This window comes from Candidatus Dactylopiibacterium carminicum, assembly GCF_014736495.1.
Classification (GTDB): Bacteria; Pseudomonadota; Gammaproteobacteria; order Burkholderiales; family Rhodocyclaceae; genus Uliginosibacterium; species Uliginosibacterium carminicum.
The window spans coordinates 1-17,591 of record NZ_MDUX01000064.1; the positions used below are offsets into that span (position 1 = coordinate 1).

Consider the following 17,591-nt stretch of genomic DNA (forward strand, 5'->3'; position numbering starts at 1 on the left):
ATGCTCACATCCAGTCGCCCGGCAACGTCCGCAACGCTATGTCCGCGATCGGTCACTTGCTTGACCGCTTCAATCTTGAACTCTTCCGTGTATCGCTTGCTACTCATAGACACCTCCACTTGGTTGCCAGCTTAAGGCTTCGAAGTGTCTAGTGAACCGGGGGCGATTCAGAGCTGGATGTCAGCTTCTCCGATGGTGCGTGTGAGGCTTGCACGTTCGCCGATGACGATTTCGTCATATGTGCGATTCTCGATGAAGTCGGTCATGCGAACCTCCTTGCCATGGGGGATGCATTGCGGGCAGGGTGCCCGGAGCGAACCTGCGAGAGGTTCCGCGTTGGAACGCAGGTGTTGGTGGGAGATTCAGTTGACGATGTTGTAGCCACCATCCACATGGATGGTGCCGCCCGTCAGCGAACGCGCGCCATCGCTGACGAGGAAGGCGCACAGCGCGCCCACGTCTTCGATGTCCACCAGCTTGTGCAGTGGCGCGCGCTCGGCCGCCGATTGCATCAGGTTGTCGAAATCCTTGATACCGGAGGCTGCGCGCGTGGCCAATGGCCCCGGGGAAATGGCATGCACGCGAATACCCTTTGGCCCAAGCTCTGCGGCCATGTAGCGTGTGGCTGACTGCAATGCTGCTTTGACCGGCCCCATCATGCCGTAGTTGGCAACTACTTCATCGGCGCCGTGGTAGCTCATGGTGAGCAGGCAGCCTCCCTGGGTCATCAGGGGCTCGGCGAGCTTGGCCATGCGCATGAAAGAATGGCAGGAAATGTCCATTGCGCGCAGAAAACCGTCACGGGAGCAATCGGTGACCCGACCGTGCAGATCGTCCTTAGGTGCGAAAGCGATGGAGTGGACGAGAAAATCCAGGCGTCCCCAGCGTTTATGGATCTCCTCGAATACTGCTTCGAGCTGGTCCTGCTGTTCCACGTCTAGCGGCAGGATGATCGGAGCTCCGAGTTTTTCCGCCAACGGCCGTACATAACCTTCTGCTTTGGCAGGTTCAGGTAGGTGATGGCCAAATCTGCACCGCCCTGGTGAAAAGCGCGTGCGCAACCGTAGGCGATGCTGTGATCGTTGGCGATACCGACGACCAGGCCGAGCTTTCCTCGCAGGCTGAACATTGGCGCATCCTCCAGCTTGTGTGCGGTGCAGCAATCATACGACGGAGGATGCAATCGGCGAAACGTACTTTCGGGACCATGACCGGCATGCGCCCGGCACGTCGCCCACGATCGAAAGCGCGTCAGAGCGCGGCCAGATCGATTCCGCCGACGTCGTCATGGACGAAATCAGGCTTGTAAGGGAACTGGGTCATGATTTCAGGCGTTGTCACGCCGGAGAGCACCAGAACCGTTTTCATGCCTGCTTCCATGCCGCCGACGATGTCGGTATCCATGCGGTCACCGATCATCACGCAATCTTCCGGATGCGCGCCAAGCTTGCGGGCGGCGAGCATCATCATCAGGGAGTTGGGTTTGCCCACGATGTAAGGTTTTTTTCCGGTCGCTGCGGAAATGGCAGCTAGGATGGTGCCGGCGGCAGGCTCCAGGCCACCTTCGACGGGGTCGATCATGTCCGGATTTGTGCCGATGAACTTCGCACCCTGATCGATCAGGCGGACGGCCTTCTTCAGCTGTTCGTAACCGAAGGTGGAGGATTTAGCGACCACCACGTAGTCCGGATTGGATTCCGAGATCGAGAAGCCGACGTTGTACAGTTCGTTGATGAGGCCGCCACCACCGACGACATAGGCGGTCGCATGCTGCTTCTGGTTCTGGTTTTTGAGGAACATCGCCGTGGCCATGGCGGCGGTGATGAAGTTGTCTTCGGACAGTCCTTCGATTCCAAGGCTGGCGAGCTTGAGCTTCAGATCCAGCGGAGTCTGCTCGGCATTGTTGGTGAGAAAAAGGAAGGGAGTCTGCGATTCAAGCAGACGTTGTACGAAAGTCTTGGCGCCGGGGATCAGCTGTTTGCCCCGATAGATCACGCCATCCATATCCGAAATGATGCTCTTGGCCATGTGTCCTGGTCCTTTGGCTTGGGGGTGAGACGAGCAGAAAGTATGCCGTAGAAACCTCCTCTATGCTGTGACGACAGGCAAGGAGATCTGTTGTGCAATGTCAATGGTATTTGTTAAAAAATTAATCCGTTGATTGGATTGCACTAATGTCGGTTATGGAAGATAGGGGGTTTAAACCGGGTTGGCGTCGCGGCTATAATCCCGCAGCTTTCTCAATCATATTCACTCAGGGTTTGCAATGAGCGATCACAAACAAGAAGCATTGGCCGGGGAGTCGTTCTGCGCATGCAGTGCAGACCCGTCGCGCCGGGCATTGCTGGCAGCAACTGCAGGTTTGGGTGCTGCGGCAGGGATCGGCGCTGCTGTGCCGTTCGTGGCCAGCTTCACGCCATCGGATCGTGCGCGAGCAGCCGGAGCGCCGGTGGAAGTGGATCTCTCGGGCTTGCGGCCTGGAGAGAAGCTTGTCGTCGAGTGGCAAGGCAAACCCGTGTGGATATTGCGCCGTACGCCTGAGATGTTGGCTGGCCTCAAGACGCTGGACGACAAGCTCGTCGATCCTGGCTCAAGTGCTGCCGAGCAGCCTGCCTATGTCAGCGGTGAGGCACGCAGCATCGCCGGCAAGGAAGAGTTCTTCGTCTGTGTCGGCATCTGTACGCACCTGGGCTGCTCGCCATCGGACAAGTTCGCCACCGGAGCAGACAGTGGCATGGGCGAGGGCTGGAAGGGCGGTTTCCTGTGCCCCTGCCATGGTTCGATGTTCGACCTGGCCGGACGGGTGTTCAAATCCATGCCGGCGCCGACGAATCTGGTGATTCCGCCGCATACCTATCTTTCCGATACACGACTGTTGATCGGTCAGGATTCCAAGGGGGCGTAAGCGATGCTGACAGCCAAGGAACTTGAGGACAAGGGGCGGCAGGCGTTGGCCTGGGTGGATGAGCGCTTCCCGCTGAGTGTTCTCTACAAGACGCACGTCTCGGAATACTACGCACCGAAGAATTTCAACTTCTGGTACCTATTCGGCTCGATGGCGCTGTTGGTGCTGGTGATCCAGATCGTGACCGGCATCTTCCTGGTCATGCATTACAAGCCGGATGCCTCGCTGAATGCCGCCGGCGTACCGGTGGCATTCGCCAGCGTGGAATACATCATGCGTGAAGTGCCGGGCGGCCGGTTCATCCGCTACATGCACTCTACGGGAGCCTCGATGTTCTTCATCGTGGTCTATCTGCACATGTTCCGCGGATTGCTTTATGGCTCATATCGCAAGCCGCGTGAGCTGGTGTGGCTGTTCGGCATGGCAATCTTCCTTTGCCTGATGGGCGAGGCCTTTTTCGGCTATCTGCTCCCTTGGGGCCAGATGTCGGGCTGGGGTGCGCAGGTGATCGTGAACCTGTTTGCGGCAATTCCGGTCATCGGGCCGGATCTGTCCGTGTTCATCCGTGGCGATTTCGTGGTGTCGGATGCAACCCTCAACCGCTTCTTCGCCTTCCATGTGATTGCCATTCCGTTGGTGCTGCTGGGGTTGGTGACGGCGCACCTGATTGCGCTGCATGAAGTCGGCTCCAACAATCCGGATGGCGTCGAGATCAAGGAGCGCAAGGATGAGCAGGGCATCCCGCTGGATGGCATTCCGTTCCATCCCTATCACGTGGTGAAGGACGTCTTGGGCGCGGTCGTGCTGTTGATCGTTTTCTCGATCATTGTGTTTTTCATGCCCGAGGGGGGCGGTTACTTCCTCGAGTACAACAACTTCATGCCGTATGACCAGCTAAAGACGCCGCCACACATTGCGCCGGTCTGGTACTTCACGCCGTACTACTCGATGTTGCGTGCTACCACCTCTTCCTTCCTCCCGTTCCTCTGGCTTCTGGTCGCTCTGATCGTTGGATTGACCTGGCGTGGCTGCAGCTGCGTCTGGATACGCCGTGCCTGTCTGCTGGTGGTTGCTGGCGCCTATTGGGGTTTCTTCGGGCTGACTCTGTTCGGCTTCACCAAGCCACCGTTCGATCTGGCAATCGCCGGTATTCATCTCGGACTTGGGCTGGATGCCAAGTTCTGGGGTGTGGTGATGATGGGGGGCTCCGTGATGTTGTTCGCCCTGTTGCCTTGGCTGGACCGCAGTCCCGTACGGTCGATCCGTTACAAGGGGGTGTTGTACAAGGCCATCCTGGCCGTGTTCGTGATCTGCTTCCTGATCCTCGGTTATTACGGTACTCAGCCGCCGTCTCCCGTTGGCAACGTGGTCTCGCAGATCTGTACCATCCTGTATCTGGCCTACTTCGGCCTGATGCCGTGGTATTCGAAGCTCGACAAGTGCAAACCCGTGCCGGAAAGGTTGACCTGGAAATGAGCATGAAAAAGATCCTTGCAGCTTTCGGTCTTGGCCTGATCCTGGCAATGCCGGTGCAGGCTTCCGGCCCTGCCGCGGTTCTTGACCGTGCACCAGTGAGCTTGGATGCCGCCAGTTTGCAGGCGGGGGCCAAACTGTTCGTGAACTACTGTCTGGGATGCCACGGGGCGAGTGCGTTGCGTTACAACCACTTGACCCAGATCGGGCTGACCGAGCAGCAGATCAAAGATAATCTGATGTTTACTGCCGACAAGGTCGGCGGGCAGATGCTGACTGCCATGCGCATGGAAGATGCCAAGCGCTGGTTCGGTGCCGCTCCGCCCGACCTGTCATTGATCGCCCGTGCAAAGGCGTCGGCCTCCGGCAGTGGTGCCGACTGGCTGTACACCTACCTGCGCCAGTTCTACCGCGACGATTCCCGTCCGACCGGTTGGAACAACGTGCTCTTCCCGGGAGTCGGGATGCCGCACGCGTTGTGGGAACTGCAGGGCGAGCAGCAAGCGCGCTTCGTGACGCGGGATGATGGCCAGGGCAACCAGGTCCAGCATTTCGAGGGGCTCGAAATCGTCCGCCCCGGTAAGTTGACGAAGGAGGAGTACGACGCGGAAGTGGCCAACCTGGTGTCCTTCATGGTCTGGATGGCCGAACCCGGGCAAGAGTCCCGGCGTGCCATCGGTTGGGTGGTCCTCGCCGTACTGGGTGTTCTGGCATTGCTTTCCTGGCTGCTCAAGCGGGCATACTGGAAAGACGTGCATTGATCGGGTGAACAACCGAAATGATGGTGTTGGCTGGTCGCAACAGCGAGGTGCAGCAAGCGCGTCGTGTGGTTCGTGACACTGAATATTCCTGGAGTAATTCCGCAATGATGAATTTGTATTCCGGTACTACGGATCCCTTCAGCCACCGTTGCCGGATCGTGCTGTACGAGAAGGGCATGGATTTCGAGGTGGTGGACGTCGATCTCTTCAACAAACCTGAAGATATCGCTGTCATCAATCCCTATAACCGCGTGCCCGTGTTGGTTGACCGCGACCTCGTCCTGTATGAGGCCAACATCATCAACGAGTACATCGACGAGCGCTTTCCCCATCCGCAACTGATGCCGCCGGACCCGATCATGCGGGCCAAGGCGCGCCAGCTGTTGCATACCCTGGAACTGGAGCTGTTCTCTCATATCGAGACGCTCGAGAAGAACCAGAAAGCGTCTGCCGACAAGGCTCGCGGGCTGGTGCGTGAGCAACTGACCCAGTTGGTGCCGTTGTTCGCCAAGCAGAAATACATGCTTGGTGACGAGTTCTCCATGCTGGATGTGGCCATCGCCCCGTTGCTGTGGCGCTTGGAGCACTACGGTATCGAATTGCCGAAGAGCGCGGCACCGCTGATGAAGTACGCTGAACGTATCTTCACTCGCCAAGGCTTCATCGACGCATTGACGCCCTCCGAGCGAGCCATGCGTCGTTGAGCACTATCGGGCGAATGTCATTCCTCCGGGCCTCTGCGCCTGGAGGAATGGCTTTCGCCCGGATTTCTGCAGTTCCTGCGGGCGCGATTTCGCGCCCGTTTCGCATGCAAGGCAGTTTCATGAGCACAACGCAAAGCCCTTCCACGAAGCCGTACCTGATCCGGGCCATTCATGAGTGGTGTGTCGACAATGGATTCACACCTTACGTGGTGGTGCAGGTCGATGGGCGTACTCGCGTACCGCCGCAGCATGTGCGGGATGGTCAGATCGTGCTGAACATCGCACCTTATGCCACTAATCGCCTGATGATCAGCAATGACGACATCTCCTGTCAGGCACGTTTTGGTGGTGTGGCTCAGGATCTCTATATTCCCGTCAGTCAGGTACTGGCGGTCTATGCCCGGGAAACGGGGCAGGGCGTGGCCTTCCAGCCGGGTGTGCTGGCCGGGTCAGCCATGGAGATGGGAGGCGTGATCGAGGGCGTAGCTGGAGATGCGCAGCAGACTGCTGTTTCTGTCATCGCGGAGGATGGCGTGACGGCTGACGGGAACGATGAAGATCCGCCTCCTGCCGCACCAGCTCGCGGTGGTCATCTGCGTCGCATCAAGTAGAGAGGTGCGAGAGGGCTCTGCCGCCTTGGCGCTGCAGCAGCGGCGCATTCAGCCCAGCGTGAGCAGCTCGTCAATGCGAGACAGCAGATAGCGGGGGGATTGCTCCGACAATTCTTCCTGACTACCGAACCCCCACAGTACACCGGCTGCACTGAGTCCGTTGCGGTGTGCCGCGATCATGTCGACCGCCCGATCTCCCACCATCAGACTGTCGGGGCCGACCAGGCCACGCTGGCACAGCGCCCCGAGCTGTTGCCATTTCGGTGTGCCGATCTCGCCGCCGCTGACGAAGCTGAAATGCTGGCGTAGCTTGAAAAGCGCCAGGATCTGTTCGGCGAAATCCACGCGTTTGGAAGTGCACAGCCCGATGCGACAACCTCGCGCCTGCAGGCCGGCCAGTGCTTCGGGAATCCCAGCGTAGAGTGCGTTCTCAGCATAGCCGATGCTGCCGTAACGCTCGCGGTAGTGAGCTACCAAGGCCGCAATATGTGCTTCGTCCTGCGAGCCTGTCAGTTCCCGGAAGCTGAAATCCAGGGGCGGGCCGATGTAGATAGCCAGTTCATCCAGCGGATGCGTAGCATAGCCGCAGGCCTGCAGGGCATGGTTGATCGAGCGGCCGATGCCTTCGAGCGGATCGCTCAGGGTACCGTCCAGATCGAAGACGATGACATCGTGTCGCATCGGGATCATCCTCAGGCGCGCAGATGCAGTTCGTCCGCCGCGAATGTGAGCTGCAGCGGTTCGATGACGACCTGCTTGGGGCCAGACTCCACCACGCCCGCATTCCAGGCGGCGACGCCCTGCTCGTGTGCGATGCGTACCACTTCGTCCGCTTGTTCTGCCGCGACAAAAAACGCGAAACCGGCACCCATGTTCAGGCTGCCGTAGGCCTCGCGGTCGTCGATGGCTGCATGCTGCTGGATGAAGGAAAGCACGGGAGGTACATCCGGCAGGGTGTGGAAACGATAAGTGAGCTCCTTGGCGTGGCGCATGATCTTGCGCCAACCATGGCCGGTGACGTTGGCGGAGTAGTGCGGCACGATGCCAGCAGCAAAAAGCGCTTCGGTGACCGGGACATATAGTGTGGTTGGATCGAGCAAGGCCTCGCCGTAGCTGCGGCCATCCGCGATCTTTGTGGCATAGCCTTCGGGCAGGCGCTCGACGAGTTTACGTGCAAGGCTCACGCCGTTGGCGTGGATGCCGGAGGATGCCAGCAGCACGATCGCATCGCCTACACCAAGCTTGTCGCCCAGGGTCAGACGATCACGTGAAGGGATGATGCCGACCGAAGAGGCTGCAAGATCGATCCGGCCAGCTTCCACTACTCCAGCCAGCGCTGGTGTTTCACCCCCTCCCCAGCTGACATGACAGACATCGCAGGCACGTTGCCAGCCGGTGACCAGATCCGTCATGCGTGTTTCATCGGCGAACCATTCGCTGCCACCTGCCGACCAGTAAGCATGGATGGAAAGCGGAGTCGCGCCAACAGTGATCAGATCGTTCACCGCCATGGCGATGGTGTCCTGGGCGATCGAGTCGTAATGAGTCTTGCCGCTGATCGGGCGAACGGCATCCGCCACCAAGGCCTTGGTGCCCAGGCATTCGGTGATGGAGGCAATGAGTACACCGCCGACGTCCATCACATAGGCGGATTCTCCGCGAGAGGCGGGAATCTCTGAGACGCCCCGAGCGTGCAGATTCCCTGCTGTTGCCGCTGCAGCCTTCTGGGCAAGGATCTTGAGCGGATCGATCTTGCTGTAATCCACGCCGGCGGCGGTGTAGTCGAGAGGAGTCTGGGTCATGGCGGGCTCGGGGTACGTGAAAGCCCGGCATTTTAACCGTTCGGCGCTTCAGTCCGCATCTTCTAGCCAGGTGCGCCCGTCCCGCTCGATCAGCGCGACCGCAGCGGAAGGCCCCCAGGTACCGGCGGAGTACAGGTGCACGCGCCGATTGCCACTGCGCCAGGCCGTCAGGATGGGGTCGATCCAGCGCCAGGCGGCGCTAACCTCATCATGGCGCATGAACAGCGTCTGATTACCGCGGATCACATCCATCAGCAGGCGTTCGTAGGCGTCAGGGTTGGCCACTCCGAAGGTTTCGGCGAAGCTCATATCCAGTGGGATGCGTCGTAGGCGCATGCCGCCTGGGCCAGGATCCTTGATCATGACTTCCAGGTTCATACCTTCGTCGGGTTGCAGGCGGATCACCAGACGGTTCTGGCTGATACGCCCAGCGGTGTGGTCGAAGATCGAGTGAGAGATCGGGCGGAAGGTGATCACGATTTCCGAGCGCCGCGCAGCCAGGCGTTTACCGGTGCGCAGATAGAAGGGGACTCCGGCCCAACGCCAGTTGGCGATCTCGGCACGGATAGCGACAAAGGTTTCGGTGTCACTCTCCGATTCACCGATATCTGCTAGATAACTGCTCGTAGGCTGCCCCCCAACCGAGCCGTTACGATATTGGCCGCGTACGGTGCAGGTTTCGGAATTGCGCTCGTCGATGCGCTTGAGTGCCTTGAGGATCTTGAGTTTTTCGTCGCGTACCGAATCGGCGCTGAAAGCGTCTGGCGGTTCCATGGCGGTCAGGCACAACAACTGCAGCATATGGTTCTGCACCATGTCGCGTAGCGCGCCGGAGGTGTCGTAATAGCCGGCGCGTTCGCCCACGCCGAGCTCTTCAGCGACCGTGATCTGAATGTGATCTATATGCGTACTGTTCCACAACGGCTCGAACAGGCGGTTGGCAAAGCGTAGGGCCATCAGGTTCTGCACTGTCTCCTTGCCCAGGTAATGATCGATGCGGAACACCTGGCTTTCCTGGAACACCGCTGCGACTGCCGCGTTGACCGCCTCGGCGCTCTCGCCATCCTTGCCCAACGGTTTTTCCAGCACCACGCGGCTTTCAGGGGTGACCAGACCGAACTGCCTGATGCGTTGGCTGATCGCGGCGAAGAGGTCTGGCGATACCGCGAAGTAGAACGCGCGCACGATCTCTTCGCCACTAGATAGCAACGTGGCCAGCTCCGCCCAGCCGGTGTCGCCAGTGGCATCCACGGCACAGAAGAAAATGTGGCGGCAGAAATGCTCTACAGATTCGGGGTTGCGCTCCGTGGGCGGCACGTGCCGGTTGATGGCTTCTCGCACGAAGCTCAGGTATTCCTCGCGAGGGAGCGGGCGCCTGGATACGCCGATGATGCGGGCTTCCTCTGGCATCTGGCCGGCACGATCCCGTTGATACAGTGCCGGCAGCAACTTGCGTGCGGCCAGATCGCCGGTGCCACCGAAGACGACAAGATCAAAAGGGGAGACCTGGATGGTGCGTGATGACATGAGGGATGCTCCGGGCAACGACAGGTTTTCCAATAGTGTAGACCTTCCCGCGCGGGCTGACCTCGGCGGCGCATCGCGCTATCCTCTTGGCTTCAGTAGTGCAAGCAGGAGTTTGCAGCATGAGTAGCGAGCAGCAGATCGTGATCGAGCGCCAGGTGGATGCGGCCCGGCGCGAGGCCCTGGGAGTGGTGGATTGGCCTGTATGGGAAAAGGAGATTTCCGAGTTTCCTTGGTTCTACGACAGCAGCGAAACCTGTTGCCTGATTGCCGGAGAGGTTGTCGTTACGCCCGAAGGCGGCGAGCCGGTGACCCTGCGCACCGGTGATCTGGCGACTTTCCCCGTCGGCACGGCTTGCACTTGGCGTGTTGTGGCGCCGCTGCGCAAGCATTACTGTTTCGGATGAAATTGCTGATCGCCCGTGTGGCGGTCGATGACGTGCTTCCCGTGCGTCAGGCTGTGCTCTGGCCCGATCAAACCCTGGCTTTCAGCCGTGTGGCGGATGATGCGGACGGTCTGCATTACGCAGCCTTGCATGACGGACTGATCGTGGGTGTCGCCTCGCTTTTTGTGCGCGATGGCACGGCGCGCTTGCGCAAGTTCGCCATGCTGCCGGCCTGGCAAGGGCGCGGCGTGGGCACCAGCTTGTTGGATCGGGTGCTGCTGGAGGCCTCGCATCGGGACTGCGTGTATTTCTGGTGTGATGCACGGCGGGATGCCGTGGGTTTCTACCGGCGCTTCGGTCTACGAGAGCAGGGAGATGCGTGGGAACGCGAAGGGGTGTTGTTCGTGCGCATGGGGCGTGAGCTGGTGGCGAGCTAAGATGCGCAAGCCGGTACGGCCCGGACGCCGGCTTTTTCTTTGCAGGTTCTTCTCATGCAGCTTTTCTTCGACCGCCTCTGGGCGGTAGGCCCGCTTTTCGTCCTGATCCTCGCCGGTTACGTCATCACGCGTTGGGGGCAATGGCCCCGTAGCGTGGCCGACGCCTTGACCCGCTTCGTGTTTTCACTGGCGCTGCCTGCCTTGCTTTTCTACACGATGAGCGATTTCTCACGGTTGCCGCCGGTGGATGCGCGCCTGCTGATCGCTTTTTTCGGTGGCATCCTGCTGGTCTTCATCCTCGGGCGCGTGCTGGCTGCATGGTGTTTCGGACTGGATGGCGTGTCGGGCTCGGTCTTTGCACTGGGCTGCATCTTCTCCAACAATCTGGTTCTGGGCTTGCCACTGGCCAAGGCCATGCTGGGTGAGCAAGCCGTGGCGATCGTCGCGCTGGTGCTGGTGTTCAACTCCCTGATCCTGTGGACGCTGGTGACCGTTTCGGTGGAATGGGCCCGGCACGGTGAGCTCTCCGCGCATGGCTTCCTCAAGACCCTGCGGAGCGTGTTGACCAATCCCATCGTGGCTTCGATTCTCAGTGGCACGCTCTGGGGGCTCACGGGCTGGCCGTTGCCGCATCTGTTGGGTGAACCGCTGGAGATGGTGGGGCAGGCGGCCATGCCGCTATCGCTGGTGGTGCTGGGCATGGGGCTCGCGGAGTACCGTGTGAGCGAGGGCATCGCACAGAGCCTCGCGGTTTGCTGCATGAAGCTGCTGGTGCTGCCTGTCGTGGTCTGGCTACTGGCTTGGGTGCTGGGGTTGCCGGCGCTGGAGACCCAGGTCATCGTGCTGCTGGCCTCGATGGCGATGGGGGTGAATGTCTATCTGATGTCGAGACAATTCAGGGCTTTCGAAGCCCCGACGGCCACCAGCCTTGTGCTGACGACGGTATTCTCCGCCGTGACTACGCCGGTGATCCTGACATTGATGGCGCTGGTGTAGTGGGTGCTGCTCGTCAGATTCAGTTACCAAGCACGCTGAACACCTGGCGCACAAGTTGCCCGGCCGCACGGGTCGGGTCCGAGCGGATGGCCCGCTCCTCCTCGGCGATCATCAGGTACAGGCCATCAAGGGCACGTGCGGTGACATAGGATTCCACACTGGCTTCCTGGGCCTTGAGCAGCCCCATGCCCGATGCTGCGGTGGCCACCTGGTTGTATTGCTGGGCAAGCGTCAGCTTGCCGGTGATCTTGCGTACTTCTGGCAGGAAGCGTGTGTTCAGTGCTTCACGCGTCTTGCTTTCGAAATAACGTGTGGCGGCATCATCACCACCAGTCAGCACACCTTTCACATCCTGCACGCTCATCTGCGACACGGCGTCGGCCAGCAACTTGCGGGCCAGTGGTACGGCCTGTTCTGCTGCGCGGTTCAACCCGGTTTCCAGTTCGTCGAGCATCGGCCCCTTGCCCATCAGGCGTAGCGCGGGTTCGGCGCGGCGCAGTTGCTCCGGTAACTGGATGTGCACTTTCTGGTTGGAGAGAAAGCCATCGGTGCGCCCCAGGCTGCTGACCGCCTGCTCCGCGCCTTGCCCCAATGCCTGACGCATGGCGCTGGTGGTATCACGTTCGGAAAATGCATCCAGCAAGCCTGCCTGGGCGAGTGGGCCAAGGCTGGCAAGCAATGCGGAACAGATCAGGCGGCTGATGAGCATTCAGGCTCCGGAATTCAGGTGTTGCAGATGTCGAAGGCGGGGTGATAGTGCAGTGTGCCTTGCGGGATTTCGCCCGTGAAGGATTGGGCGAACAGTGGCATATCACCATATCTCAGGGCAGGGTACGCTTTGAAACCGAAACGTTGGTAATAGTTCAGATCTCCGACGACAACACAGCCAAGTGCTGCGCGCTGGCGGATCTGTGCCATACCTTCACGCAAGAGAAGGGAGCCGATGCCTTGGCGCTGATGCCCGGCAAGGACTGATAGCGGGCCGATGCCGAACCAGCCTTGTTCGCAGCCTTCGATGCGCACCGGTGAAAACGCGATGTGGCCAACCAGTTGGCCGCCACGTTCAGCAACCAGCGAGAGGCTCAGTGCACCCGCATCGCGCAGTGCGCCAACCAGCAGGTATTCCTTGCCACAGGTATGTTTCTGGCCGAGGAAGGCTTGGCGTGTCAGGCGGGCGATGGCTTCTTCGTCTCCGGCATGCTCGTCCCGGATGTTGACGCTCAGGCCATCACGCGGCCGGACTAGTGCGGCGCAACGAGTGGCTCGTGCACGCGCGGTATCGTATCGATGTCGTCCGCACTGGCCACGGCCACGCCCATGCGTCGCCGCATGAATGATTCGGGTTTGCCGAACAGACGCAGATCGGTGTCTGGCACGGCCAGGGCTTCGTCCAGATTGTTGAAGACGATGCTGTGCGCATCCAGGCCGCCATAGATCACCGCGCTGGCGCCCGGGTTGCGCAGGCGGGTATCCACAGGCAAGCCAAGAATGGCGCGTGCATGTAGCTCGAATTCGGAGAGCCGCTGTGTGGCCAGCGTGACCAACCCCGTGTCGTGCGGACGGGGGCTGACCTCGGAGAACCAGACCTGTTCTCCCCTGACGAATAGCTCGACACCGAACAGGCCTCGTCCCCCCAGCGCTGTGGTCACCTTGTCTGCGATCTCGCGAGCCTGGGTCAGCGCTGGCACGGTCATGGGCTGGGGTTGCCAGCTTTCAATGTAGTCACCCTGGCTTTGTACATGACCAACCGGTTCGCAGAAGCTGGTCTGCAGCGCACCTGTGGCATCCAGCGCGCGTACCGTGAGCAAGGTGATTTCATATTCGAATTCGACAAAGCCCTCAACGATCACCCGGCCGCCTTTCACCCGGCCACCGGTAGCCGCATGGTCCCAGGCCGTTTTGATGTCTTCACCGCTATGGACGACGGATTGCCCCTTGCCCGACGAAGACATGACCGGTTTGACCACACAGGGCAGACCGATCCGGGCAACGGCGGCCTCGAACTGCTCGAATGTATCTGCAAACGCATAGGGCGAGGTCGGCAGGCCAAGCGTTTCGGCGGCAAGGCGGCGAATGCCTTCTCGATCCATGGTGAGCTGGGTGGCGCGCGCGGTGGGCACCACGATGGCCAGTCCGTCCTCCTCGATCCGGGCAAGCTCATCGGTGGCGATGGCTTCGATCTCGGGCACGATGAAGTGCGGGCGTTCGGATTCAACCAGCCGGCGCAAGGCTGCGGCATCGGTCATGTCGATGGCGTGCCATCGATGTGCCACCTGGTGCCCGGGCGCATGCTCGTAGCGGTCAACCGCGATCACTTCGCAGCCAAAACGCTGCAAGGCGATGATGACTTTTTTGCCCAGTTCCCCCGACCCCAGAAGCATGACACGGGTGGCGGAAGGGGAGAGCGGTGTGCCGATCTGCATGAGCAAAAATCCTGAGGCTAAAGCGTGCATTCTACCTTTGCCGGCGAGGTACCAATGAAAACGGCTCCAGGAGGAGCCGTCTCTTCGATGGTTTGCCGATGGCCGGCCGTTCAGCGCTGGGCCGGGGATTGGGTCGTCATGATCTTGAGCATCAGGTCGGTTGCTTTCGGTGTTTTGACGACGGGCTCATAAGTGGTCTTCATTTGCGAGATCACGGTAGAGGCGCTGCGGAAGTTGAAGAACTTCACGCCGAGTTTTTCCAGTTTTGCACGTACGTCGGCATCCTCTGCTGCGCGTAGGCGGGAGGCTTCTGCGGAGGACTCGAGTGCCGCCTGGCGGAAGAGTGCCTTGTCCGACTCCGTGAGGGACTTCCAGCGCTGCGAGGAAACCAGCAGTGCGATGAGAGACACCGAATGGTGGCTGAAGGTATAGAAGGGGGCGACCTTGTAGTGTTCTGAGGTGTAGTAGGACGTCAGGTTGTTTTCTGCGATATCCACCTCACCGCTCTTGAGCGCGGCCGACAGCTTGTCGTAGGCAAGCTGTGAAGGCTTAGCGCCAAGTGCCTCGACCATGCCGATGTGGTCCTTCTTGGCAATACGGACGGTCTGGCCCTTGAAGTCGGAAAAATAGACCAGCGATTTGCTGCGCGAATAGAAGGAGCGAGAGCCTCCGTCATACCAGGCCAGGATGGCGTAGCCCTTGGCGGCGAGCATGTTCTGGTATTCGGCGCCAACCTCACCATTGAGGGCGGCCATCATGTGTGCCGGATCCCGGAACAGGAAGGGCAGATTCAGCACCTCCACTTCTGGAACATCCTTGGTCAGTGCGGAGGGGTAAAACAGAACGATATCGACCTCGCCCTTCTGGAAGACGGGTATCACCTTGGCTTGTCCGCCCAGATCTTCACAACAGGCGACCCGGCCGGTATAGCGGCCTTGCGATAGCGTGCGCAGACGATCGAAAAAGAAGAGCAATGCCTGATGTTGCGTGAATTCCTTGTCCTCACGTACCCATCCCTTGAGATCGATGGCATTGGCGGGGATAAGGGCGAGCTGCACGGCGGCGAAGAGGCCCAGCAGTAAGGACCGGATAAAGATGCGCATGGCTTGTTGTCTCGCGGGCGGGCAAGGCCGCCTGTTCGGGTTCGGGCTGATCGGCAGGGCTTTCTGGAGCCCCTTATGCTTCGAGAATGCTTGGGTCACATGCAATGAGCAAGTCCGTTTGTCGAACGAATTGTCAAAAACCGTCACATTATTTTTGTTTTTTGCAATTCTGCAATACCTGCTTGGATTAGTCGTGAAGCGATGCTGACAGGCGCTGGCAGCTCGGGGAGGTCATCGAGAGAGAACCATTGCGCATCCTCGATTTCACTGGCCTGAGGGGTGATCTCACCAGCGGCATATTCCGCATGGAAGGCGAGCATCAATGAGTGTGGGAAGGGCCAGGGCTGGCTGGCGAACCAGCGCAGATCGCGTATGTGAAGGCCGGTTTCCTCGAAGACTTCGCGATGCACGCAGTCCTCCACGCTCTCGCCGCTCTCCACGAAACCTGCCAAGGCGCTGTACATCCCGGGGCGGAAATGCTTGGAGCGCGCGAGGAGCAGCTCACGCCCGCGGCGGACTAGACACATGATTGCCGGTGCGATGCGCGGATATTCCAGACGCCCGCAGTGGGGGCAGCGCTTGGCCGGCTCACCGTCGGCCAGTTCGTTGATGTGGCCGCAACTGCCGCAGAAGCGGCTGGCAAGATCCCAGTCGAGCAATTGCTTGGCGCGTGCGGCAAGTTCCCAATGCCCTTCGGGCAGGGAGCCGAAAAGCTGGCGCAGGCTGACGGCACGCAAGCCGCCCGGCAGTGGTTGGGAAACGGGCCAGCGTTGTGCGCTGACGGAGTCCCCGTCGAATCGGCCTATGCCGATCAGGGCTTGTGCAGGAGGCATGGTTGCCAGTGCAGTGGCTTGCGCGATGCCCTCGGTAGCATCGATGAGCAGATCATCGCCCCAGAAGGCGAAGTGCAATGTGGTGGAAGGGATGGAAGCAGAGACGAGGTCAGGCAGAAAACCGGCAGGCCAGGGGGCATGCATGATGGGAAGCGTCACAAGGGAGGTTGATCGATAGGGCAGATAGTCACGTACGCGTGCGCGCCGTGCCTATCCTCGCCGGAGTTTAACGCGGAGGAGGCGGCATCATGGCAGTGGGAAGAAAACGGAATGAACGGGCAGGCGCCCGATCGGCCCTGATCATCAGTGGCGGTGCGCCGAATGCAACCCTGATGGCCGGGGCTCTGGTGGCTTTTCATGAACTAGGGCTGAAGTTCGACGTGATTTCCACGGCTGGTGCCGGGGCCTTGCTGGGGCTGATGTATGCGGCGCCGGCAAACGGTGATCCGGTTTCAACGCTGGCTAGCCTCAAGGATCTGGGAGTGGCCGACCCGATCTATGAAGCCTTCCCGGTCAACTACAAGGTTTTCAACAAGCCGGGCATGGCCGCTGAAGTCTATCGTCGCCTGCTTGCACTCAATCCGCTGGTGCAACAGATCATGGAATGGCCGGCGAAGGATCCTCTGAGTCAGTTCGCCAAGGATAGTGCTCAATTGATGTGGGCCTGTGTCTCCCCCAGCGACCTCAGCCCCTCCTCACTGGGGCTCTGTGCACACGTGCCTTTTGCGGAGCAGATCATCGATTTCGCCGCCGTGCCTGAAATCGAGCCCGAGTTCTATGTGAATGCATTCAACCTGGTGAGCAAACAGATGGAGAATTTCGACAAACGCATGTTGAGCGTTCAGCATCTTCAAGCGGCATTGTCGTTCCCCTTTCTGTATCCGCCGACCCCCTTGGGGGATGGTCTCTATATAGAAGGTGCTGCGCTCGATTGCCTGAACTTCTACGGCCTGCTGGAACGGCATCCGGATCTGGAGGAAATCGTGGTCTTCGATATTCTGGGGGCCGAAAAACTGCTGCGTGCGCCGCGGGATCTCTACGATGCCTGGGTGATGTCCATCATCACCCCCCTCATCGAGATCGCCCGGGATGATCTCAAGATCTTCGAGGCCCAGCATCTGGGGAAATACCCGAAGTTGCGCAAACCCTGGCGTGTGCCCCTCATTGAGGGCATAGCGGAGGCCGACCTGCCTGACGTGTTCGACTGGTCGCGCAGCAATCTGTCACGCCTGTTCGATATCGGCTATGAAGCAGGCTTGCATGGAGCGCGAGGAACATTATCCCATCTTGCCGGCTGAAACGCAGGCATAGAAACCGGGATGTGTTCTGCAGGGGAGAGAGAGTACACATTCTGTCGAGGTTTATTTACAGGCTTCTACTCTCCTCTGCATCGGGCGGCGCCCGTTCTTGCTCAGGGATTTCACATAGACACGGCAATACTGGCCGACGATGCCAGCCATGATTGAATCGCCCCCGGTTCACTAGACACTTCGAAGCCTTAAGCTGGCAACCAAGTGGAGGTGTCTATGAGTAGCAAGCGATACACGGAAGAGTTCAAGATTGAAGCGGTCAAGCAAGTGACCGATCGCGGACATAGCGTTGCGGACGTTGCCGGGCGACTGGATGTGAGCAT

22 protein-coding genes are annotated in these 17,591 nt (G+C 59.9%); 10 read left to right on the forward strand and 12 right to left on the reverse strand.

Going from position 1 to position 17,591, the window contains the following annotated elements:
• The 4 genes from BGI27_RS15150 to BGI27_RS15160 all read right to left on the reverse strand — a co-directional run.
• A partial coding sequence (locus tag BGI27_RS15150) for a transposase (RefSeq protein ID WP_141239830.1) occupies window positions 1–107 on the reverse strand: 107 nt, incomplete at its 3' end.
• A 255-nt stretch (window positions 108–362) separates the two neighbouring features.
• Complete coding sequence (fabI, locus tag BGI27_RS15155; RefSeq protein WP_338140500.1) at window positions 363–977, reverse strand: enoyl-ACP reductase FabI; 615 nt, start codon at window positions 975–977, stop codon at window positions 363–365.
• On the reverse strand, window positions 938–1,129 hold the full coding sequence (locus BGI27_RS18785; RefSeq protein ID WP_338140501.1) for an SDR family oxidoreductase: 192 nt from the start codon (window positions 1,127–1,129) through the stop codon (window positions 938–940). The genes fabI and BGI27_RS18785 overlap by 40 nt, the downstream gene beginning before the upstream one ends.
• Before the next feature lie 122 nt (window positions 1,130–1,251).
• Entirely contained in the window at window positions 1,252–2,028 is a 777-nt protein-coding gene (locus tag BGI27_RS15160; protein ID WP_095525664.1) for an HAD-IIA family hydrolase, read from the reverse strand.
• Window positions 2,029–2,266: 238 nt separating this feature from the next.
• Here BGI27_RS15160 and petA point away from each other — a divergent pair, with 238 nt between their 5' ends.
• The 5 genes from petA (at window position 2,267) to BGI27_RS15185 (ending at window position 6,454) form a co-directional block, all read left to right on the forward strand.
• The gene (gene petA / locus BGI27_RS15165; protein WP_095525665.1) at window positions 2,267–2,905 is read left to right on the forward strand and encodes a ubiquinol-cytochrome c reductase iron-sulfur subunit; all 639 of its coding nucleotides are present in this window, start codon (window positions 2,267–2,269) and stop codon (window positions 2,903–2,905) included.
• 3 nt (window positions 2,906–2,908) lie between these two features.
• Window positions 2,909–4,381 carry a cytochrome b gene (locus BGI27_RS15170; RefSeq protein ID WP_095525666.1) on the forward strand — a complete coding sequence of 491 codons (1,473 nt, stop codon included), beginning with the start codon at window positions 2,909–2,911 and terminating at the stop codon, window positions 4,379–4,381.
• 2 nt (window positions 4,382–4,383) lie between these two features.
• Complete coding sequence (locus BGI27_RS15175) at window positions 4,384–5,139, forward strand: cytochrome c1 (protein WP_095525667.1); 756 nt, start codon at window positions 4,384–4,386, stop codon at window positions 5,137–5,139.
• Window positions 5,140–5,243: 104 nt separating this feature from the next.
• A complete protein-coding gene (locus BGI27_RS15180) occupies window positions 5,244–5,843 on the forward strand; it encodes a glutathione S-transferase N-terminal domain-containing protein (RefSeq protein ID WP_095525676.1) in 600 nt (199 codons plus the stop codon).
• 119 nt (window positions 5,844–5,962) lie between these two features.
• Window positions 5,963–6,454 carry a ClpXP protease specificity-enhancing factor gene (locus BGI27_RS15185; protein WP_095525677.1) on the forward strand — a complete coding sequence of 164 codons (492 nt, stop codon included), beginning with the start codon at window positions 5,963–5,965 and terminating at the stop codon, window positions 6,452–6,454.
• 48 nt (window positions 6,455–6,502) lie between these two features.
• Here BGI27_RS15185 and BGI27_RS15190 read toward each other — a convergent pair whose 3' ends face one another.
• From BGI27_RS15190 to zwf, 3 genes are read right to left on the reverse strand one after another with little or no spacing between them, the layout of a single operon-like run.
• Window positions 6,503–7,135, reverse strand: a complete 633-nt coding sequence (locus tag BGI27_RS15190; protein ID WP_223871839.1) for an HAD family hydrolase — start codon at window positions 7,133–7,135, stop codon at window positions 6,503–6,505.
• 11 nt (window positions 7,136–7,146) lie between these two features.
• On the reverse strand, window positions 7,147–8,256 hold the full coding sequence (locus BGI27_RS15195) for an AIR synthase-related protein (protein WP_095525668.1): 1,110 nt from the start codon (window positions 8,254–8,256) through the stop codon (window positions 7,147–7,149).
• A 48-nt stretch (window positions 8,257–8,304) separates the two neighbouring features.
• Window positions 8,305–9,783 carry a glucose-6-phosphate dehydrogenase gene (zwf, locus tag BGI27_RS15200; RefSeq protein ID WP_095525669.1) on the reverse strand — a complete coding sequence of 493 codons (1,479 nt, stop codon included), beginning with the start codon at window positions 9,781–9,783 and terminating at the stop codon, window positions 8,305–8,307.
• 119 nt (window positions 9,784–9,902) lie between these two features.
• Here zwf and BGI27_RS15205 point away from each other — a divergent pair, with 119 nt between their 5' ends.
• From BGI27_RS15205 to BGI27_RS15215, 3 genes are read left to right on the forward strand one after another with little or no spacing between them, the layout of a single operon-like run.
• Window positions 9,903–10,187, forward strand: coding sequence for a cupin domain-containing protein (locus tag BGI27_RS15205; RefSeq protein WP_095525670.1), 285 nt, complete (start codon window positions 9,903–9,905; stop codon window positions 10,185–10,187).
• Window positions 10,184–10,603, forward strand: coding sequence for a GNAT family N-acetyltransferase (locus BGI27_RS15210; RefSeq protein ID WP_095525671.1), 420 nt, complete (start codon window positions 10,184–10,186; stop codon window positions 10,601–10,603). Before BGI27_RS15205 ends, BGI27_RS15210 begins: the two co-directional genes overlap by 4 nt.
• Window positions 10,604–10,657: 54 nt before the next feature.
• Window positions 10,658–11,599: an AEC family transporter gene (locus BGI27_RS15215; protein ID WP_095525672.1), complete on the forward strand. Its 942-nt coding sequence runs from the start codon at window positions 10,658–10,660 to the stop codon at window positions 11,597–11,599.
• Window positions 11,600–11,618: 19 nt separating this feature from the next.
• Here the strand turns inward: BGI27_RS15215 and BGI27_RS15220 are convergent, their stop codons facing one another.
• The 5 genes from BGI27_RS15220 to nudC all read right to left on the reverse strand — a co-directional run bounded on the left by BGI27_RS15220 (window position 11,619) and on the right by nudC (window position 16,102).
• Window positions 11,619–12,308 carry a DUF4197 domain-containing protein gene (locus BGI27_RS15220; protein WP_095525673.1) on the reverse strand — a complete coding sequence of 230 codons (690 nt, stop codon included), beginning with the start codon at window positions 12,306–12,308 and terminating at the stop codon, window positions 11,619–11,621.
• Window positions 12,309–12,322: 14 nt separating this feature from the next.
• Window positions 12,323–12,937 carry a GNAT family N-acetyltransferase gene (locus BGI27_RS15225; protein ID WP_420886941.1) on the reverse strand — a complete coding sequence of 205 codons (615 nt, stop codon included), beginning with the start codon at window positions 12,935–12,937 and terminating at the stop codon, window positions 12,323–12,325.
• Window positions 12,841–14,022, reverse strand: a complete 1,182-nt coding sequence (gene purT / locus BGI27_RS15230; RefSeq protein WP_179290499.1) for a formate-dependent phosphoribosylglycinamide formyltransferase — start codon at window positions 14,020–14,022, stop codon at window positions 12,841–12,843. Before purT ends, BGI27_RS15225 begins: the two co-directional genes overlap by 97 nt.
• A 110-nt stretch (window positions 14,023–14,132) precedes the next feature.
• Window positions 14,133–15,125 (reverse strand): TRAP transporter substrate-binding protein DctP, encoded by a 993-nt coding sequence (gene dctP / locus BGI27_RS15235; protein WP_095525674.1) that lies wholly within the window; start codon window positions 15,123–15,125, stop codon window positions 14,133–14,135.
• 143 nt (window positions 15,126–15,268) lie between these two features.
• Complete coding sequence (nudC, locus tag BGI27_RS15240; protein WP_095525679.1) at window positions 15,269–16,102, reverse strand: NAD(+) diphosphatase; 834 nt, start codon at window positions 16,100–16,102, stop codon at window positions 15,269–15,271.
• A 104-nt stretch (window positions 16,103–16,206) separates the two neighbouring features.
• On the opposite strand from nudC, the gene BGI27_RS15245 reads away from it, so the two are divergent.
• Together BGI27_RS15245 and BGI27_RS15250 are read left to right on the forward strand one after the other, a co-directional pair.
• Window positions 16,207–17,256 carry a patatin-like phospholipase family protein gene (locus BGI27_RS15245; RefSeq protein ID WP_095525675.1) on the forward strand — a complete coding sequence of 350 codons (1,050 nt, stop codon included), beginning with the start codon at window positions 16,207–16,209 and terminating at the stop codon, window positions 17,254–17,256.
• Window positions 17,257–17,484: 228 nt separating this feature from the next.
• A partial coding sequence (locus BGI27_RS15250) for a transposase (RefSeq protein WP_141239830.1) occupies window positions 17,485–17,591 on the forward strand: 107 nt, incomplete at its 3' end.